This window comes from Geomonas sp., from assembly GCF_035254065.1.
Classification (GTDB): domain Bacteria; phylum Desulfobacterota; class Desulfuromonadia; order Geobacterales; family Geobacteraceae; genus Geomonas.
Genome location: NZ_DATFBA010000364.1, coordinates 1 through 4,935, shown reverse-complemented (window position 1 = coordinate 4,935; position 4,935 = coordinate 1). Strand labels below are relative to the sequence as shown.

The following is a 4,935-nucleotide window of genomic DNA, read 5'->3' as shown; positions in this document are numbered from 1 at the left end:
GAGGTGGACATGCGAAAAGAAGGCGACCCCCACCTTCTCCTTGGCCAGGATCCCCTTCAGCTCCTCTGCCCCCTCGGTGAAGGTGTGCCAGCTCCAGCTCTCGGTCCTGGGGGGGACGTGCATGGCAACGAAACGGATGGCAGGAGCAGCGGCCAGATGGGATCGGAGGTAGTCAATCTCGCCAGGCTTCAACGCGTCGTTGGAGTCATCCACTGCGACCAGGGCAAACCCCAGCTGCTTGCTCTGCACCGTGAAGTCGACGGGGCCGATCTCCCTGGCGAAGACGTTGCGATTTTCGTGGTTACCCATTACTACGAAAACGGGGATATCGGGGACCTCTTTCCGGAGGTCTGAAAGGAAGGCGGCCGTCTCCACCTCGCCCCCCCGCGGCGAATAGTCACCGCCATGGAGGATAAAGAGCGGATGGTACGACTTGGCGAGCTTGAGGGCCTTACGGAAGACGGCCTCCCCGTCCCGGCTATCCCCCAGCACGATGAAGCTGTAATCCTGCGGGTTCGCCTGCGTCTCGTTCGCGCGGAACAGTGCCATCGACCGCTGGTAGAGCGGTTCGGCGCGGCAGGTGGTGGCGAGGACGGGGACCAGCAGAAAAACGAAGAGGATGTGGCGGAAAAAGCCCATTGGGGATCAGCTATTTACGGCGGTACGTTTGAAGGTTTCGATGCACATCTTGCAAAGTTCCTCGATCTGCCTGCGCTCACTGACAGAGAGGCCATCGGTCTCCGGCAGATGGTAGGAATCGAAATTACAGCAGCGGCAAAGCATTCCGAGATTGGGACCAAGATCATGCTCGCTCATGGCACAGCTCCCTCGCACACTGTCAGACAGAGATAAACGGAGGCTAATCTTTTAACATAGGTAAAAGTCAGAATCAATAAAAATTATCACTAGGAATTATTAACTGTGTATACAGGAGGGAGGTCTGCTGGAGAGAACAATGCCGGAACGTAGGAAGGCCCTGACATCTGATGACGGCAGGGCCTTGTCGATACTCAGCCTCTTACAACCTGTTTTTTCTTGTGATGCAAGGACCGGCGGACATCTGCCCTGGCCACCCTCATCACCCGGGCGCCGCGCTTTACGCTGACTTTCGAGCAACGCTTCTCCAGCTTGGCAAGACGCTGGTGGTGCTGCGGGCGCGGCTGCGATTCTTCGCTCACTTTGTGGAGGTTGGTGGCGACCAGGATGCCATTCTCCTCGTAGACCTTGATGTCATTGGTCACTGCCTGGTCCACCTGCGCGGGAAGGCTTGCTACTGCTGACGAGGGGGCCAAGGGGCGAAGGTCAGCAGCACCTTTGAGGTCAGCGGCGGCAACGGTGGAAACGTCCCTCCGCAATTTATTGAAATCATGGGTGTCGCGGTAGTTGACACGCCTGGTGAGAAGGATCACGAACAGGTCCTGCTTCGGATCGATCCAGATGGAAGAGCCGCTGTAGCCGGTGTGACCAAAGGAAGCCTCTGAAAAGTAGTTCCCTTTGGGCGCGGAGAACGGCGACTGGATGTCCCAGCCGAGTCCCCTTTTCACCGAGCCATTGCTGCAACCGTAGGGGGTGGTCATCTGGCCTATGATCTGTTGGGAAAGGATCCGCTTGTCACCAACCGCTCCGCCACCCAGGATCATGCGGGCGTAGAGGGAAAGGTCATAGGCCGAGGAGAAAAGACCTGCATGCCCCGCCACACCGCCCAACTTGCGGGCGTTGGGGTCCTGCACCACGCCGGGTTGATAGCCGGAAGTCGGTGCGATGGAAGCGGCGAGTTCCCGGGGCGGCAGGAACATGGTCTCCTGCGCACCGAGCGGCCCGAAGATCTGCGACTGGCAGAAGGCGTCCAGCGTCTGCCCGGAGACGCGGTGCACCAGTTCGCCCAGCAGGATGAAGTTGATGTCGGCGTAATGGAACCGGCTCCCGGCACGGCATTTTTCCGCAGCCGCCTTGCGAACGGCGTACTGGATAGGCTGCTCAGGGCTGATGCTGAAGTCGTCAAGGCCGGAAGTGTGGGTCAGCAGGCTGAGCACGGTGATGTCGCCATGGCCGGCTTCCGCGAATTCGGGGAACCAGCGCGCGATCGGGTCGGAGAGGCTGATCACCCCCTGATCCAGGAGCTTCATGATGGCGGGGGTGGTGGCGATGACCTTGGTGAGGGAGGCGAGATCGAAGATGGTCCGTTCGTCGAGCGCTTTGGAACCTGTCGCCGGATTGAGCTGGCCGCGGGCGGCGGTGGCGATGATGCCGTCCCGGTTGCCGATCAGCGCAACGCCGCCTGCGATGAGGTTTTGGGCGATGGCCCGGTCAAGGATGCCATCGATGGAAGAGGCGCAGGCTGCCGCTGGAGACACCGCAGGAGTTGCCGCTGGAGACACAGCAGGAGTTGCCGCAGGAGAGGTCACGGGAGGAGCCGCAGGAGATGTCAGAGGGGAAAGAGGCTGTGACGACTGGGGTTGCACCTCGGCAAACAGCAAAGTCGGGACGGATAACGCGGACAGCAAAAAAAGGGTGACGAAACGCACGATACACCTTCATTGACAGTGAGCAAGACGGGGCCACGGGCTGCCTGAGCCGGCCAAATCCGGCGGACTTTCTACTGATCCTTGTACAAGCAAGCCCTCCTCGAGTTCGTTGTAGGATATAGCAAGAAAGTCAAAAGGTGTGTGACCCCCATCACATATTTCGCAGGGACTATACAGATTTTTAGGGCCGGATAAAAGCCCCAATTTCTGCAATGGTTCCCCGGTCAGAACCAGTGCCGGATGCCAGCGGCGAGGTTGAGGCCTCGAAACTCCACCGACAATGGCTGGAAGTGCAGCCTGGGCACGGCGTAATGATGATAAACGAGATCGAGCGAAGTGCTGTCATTCAAACGGATGGCGAAGCCGGCGATCCCCTGGTAGGCGAAGTCGACATCGTGCCCTTCTGTCCATACCACGGCACCTTTGGAGGTCCCCTGGCTGAACCTGGTCGCCACCACGCCCGCCCCCGCGCCTAGGTAGAGGGTCAGCACAGTGGGAGTAGGGATATCGTAGTAGAGGTTAGTCATGAAGCCGTAACAGGTGACGTCACCATCCACCCCGGCGCTGCCGATCGCGGTGCTAAGCTTGTCGGTGGTAACGCGACGGAAGTTGAGCTCCCCTTCCCCGCGCAGTCCGTTGGCAAACCGATAGCCGCCGGTGGCCATCAGGACGAGGCCAGGATCATAGGTCAGGGTGCCGCTCCCGGTGGGGAAATCGCCTGTCACCGAGCTTTTGATGGGAAGGAACATGCCGACCTGTCCACCGACATATCCCCTCCCCTCTTCGGCCAGAGAGAGGGGGGGCGTCAGCAGCACAAGCAGGAATGCGAGATACAGGGAAAGCTTGGTCATAGCCACTCCGTTTCATCAAAACAGTTCATAGCATTACCTTCTAAAAGAGCCCCATCCTCACCCTGACCCTCCCCTTGAAGGGGAGGGAACGCCGGGCCGAGGTCACTGCAAATAGAGACATTTCCCGAACTCAACGGCCGTCAGGCGAGAGGGGATCCATCAAAGGAGCGCCACGGGTCGCCCGCCCCAACGTTCTCCTGCCATACCAAACACTCCCTCCCCTCCAAGGGGAGGGCTGGGGTGAGGATGGGTTGGCAGCGATCTCAAGGCATCAACTGCTGTACCCGCTGCGGCTCCTCGCCGAGCCACTGCGGGTTTTGCGCGGTGGCGTCGAAGATGGAGGAGGTCTTGAAGGGCTCGAATTCTCCGCGCGAGGCCGCCTTGGCGGTCCTTTCCAACAGCGAGGCAACCTCGTCCGGCCCCATCGGCACGAAGCTCTCCACCGCCTCACACGCCTGGTCCAGCATCTCCATGCTGTCCATTCCGGTGATCACCACCGAGGTCGGCAGGTTGAGCGCGTAGTGCAGGCATTCGACAGGCGTCGCCGTCGCCGACTTCAGCAGGATCCCGTTCGCCATCGACTTCATCCCGAGCACACCGATGTTGTGCTTGACCAGTTCCGGTAGCACCAGGTGCTGGAAGCTCCGGTAGTGGGCGTCCATCACGTTGAGCGGCATCTGAACGGTGTCGAAGGTGAAGCCGTACTCGGCGGCAACAGCCAGCATGTGCAGATGGATGTGGGGATCCTTGTGACCGGTAAAGCCGATGTAGCGGATCTTGCCGGTAGCCTTGGCCTCCAGGAGCGCGGCGTGGGCCCCCTCCTGGTCGAAGATCCGGTGAGGATCCTCGAAGCGCAGGATCTCGTGGTGCTGGACCAGGTCGATGGTGTCGACCTCTAGCCTGCGCAGTGACTCCTCCAACTGCCGGGTCGCCTCCTTCTTCGAGCGCCCATCGATCTTGGTCATCAGGAAGGCCCTGTCACGGTACCCCCCTTTGAGCGCCTTCCCCATCCTGATCTCGCTGGCACCTTCGTTGTAATCCCAGCTGTTGTCCAAGAAGTTGATGCCCCGGTCGATCGCCTCCCGCACGATGGCAATGCCGGTCTCCTCGGGCACCTTGGGAAGCCCGATATGCCAGCCGCCCACGCCGATTGCAGAGACTGTCTCGTTAGTCCGGCCAAGAGTTCTGTAGAGCATAGTTCCTCCGGTAAAGTAGCCATCCACGCCCATCCTTGCCATCGGAAAGTGTACCGGCTTCCTCCCATTTCGCTATATCGAGCGCCAGCTGCTCGCGCAGCAGCTGCTTCCCCTCCTCCAACCGCTCTCCTCTACCCATCCCCTCGCCCCTTCAGGGGAGAGGGTGGAAGTCCGGGTGAGGGCAGGAGTGGTAGTCCGGTGATGCGGGGCGTCGGTTCCCCCTCCCTAACCCTCCCCCTTCGGGAGAGGGGACTGTCGGACGTGCGGAAACTCCTCACCACGAAGGCGGCTCACCTCCAGATGGTGTTGCCCTTTAACAGAAAAAAACGCCCCGGGGAAGCTACCCCCGGGGCGTTTTCGGCC

General features: G+C 60.4%; 5 protein-coding genes. All 5 read right to left on the bottom strand.

Annotated features, from left to right (window positions below):
* Positions 1–639 (bottom strand): metallophosphoesterase family protein (locus VJ604_RS16955; RefSeq protein WP_324084579.1); only part of this gene is annotated, 639 nt, incomplete at its 3' end.
* Between the two features lie 6 nt (positions 640–645).
* Entirely contained in the window at positions 646–816 is a 171-nt protein-coding gene (locus VJ604_RS16950) for a hypothetical protein (RefSeq protein WP_324084578.1), read from the bottom strand.
* 194 nt (positions 817–1,010) lie between these two features.
* Positions 1,011–2,354 (bottom strand): serine hydrolase domain-containing protein, encoded by a 1,344-nt coding sequence (locus VJ604_RS16945; RefSeq protein ID WP_324084577.1) that lies wholly within the window; start codon positions 2,352–2,354, stop codon positions 1,011–1,013.
* A 395-nt stretch (positions 2,355–2,749) separates the two neighbouring features.
* Positions 2,750–3,376 carry an outer membrane protein gene (locus VJ604_RS16940; RefSeq protein ID WP_324084576.1) on the bottom strand — a complete coding sequence of 209 codons (627 nt, stop codon included), beginning with the start codon at positions 3,374–3,376 and terminating at the stop codon, positions 2,750–2,752.
* Positions 3,377–3,639: 263 nt separating this feature from the next.
* Positions 3,640–4,572, bottom strand: a complete 933-nt coding sequence (locus VJ604_RS16935; RefSeq protein ID WP_324084575.1) for an aldo/keto reductase — start codon at positions 4,570–4,572, stop codon at positions 3,640–3,642.
* Positions 4,573–4,935: the final 363 nt, after the last annotated feature.

Coding starts and splice junctions, on each gene's coding strand:
- VJ604_RS16950 (WP_324084578.1), bottom strand. CDS start 816: ATGAGCGAGCATGATCTTGGTCCCAATCTCGGAATGCTTTGCCGCTGC.
- VJ604_RS16940 (WP_324084576.1), bottom strand. CDS start 3,376: ATGACCAAGCTTTCCCTGTATCTCGCATTCCTGCTTGTGCTGCTGACG.
- VJ604_RS16935 (WP_324084575.1), bottom strand. CDS start 4,572: ATGCTCTACAGAACTCTTGGCCGGACTAACGAGACAGTCTCTGCAATC.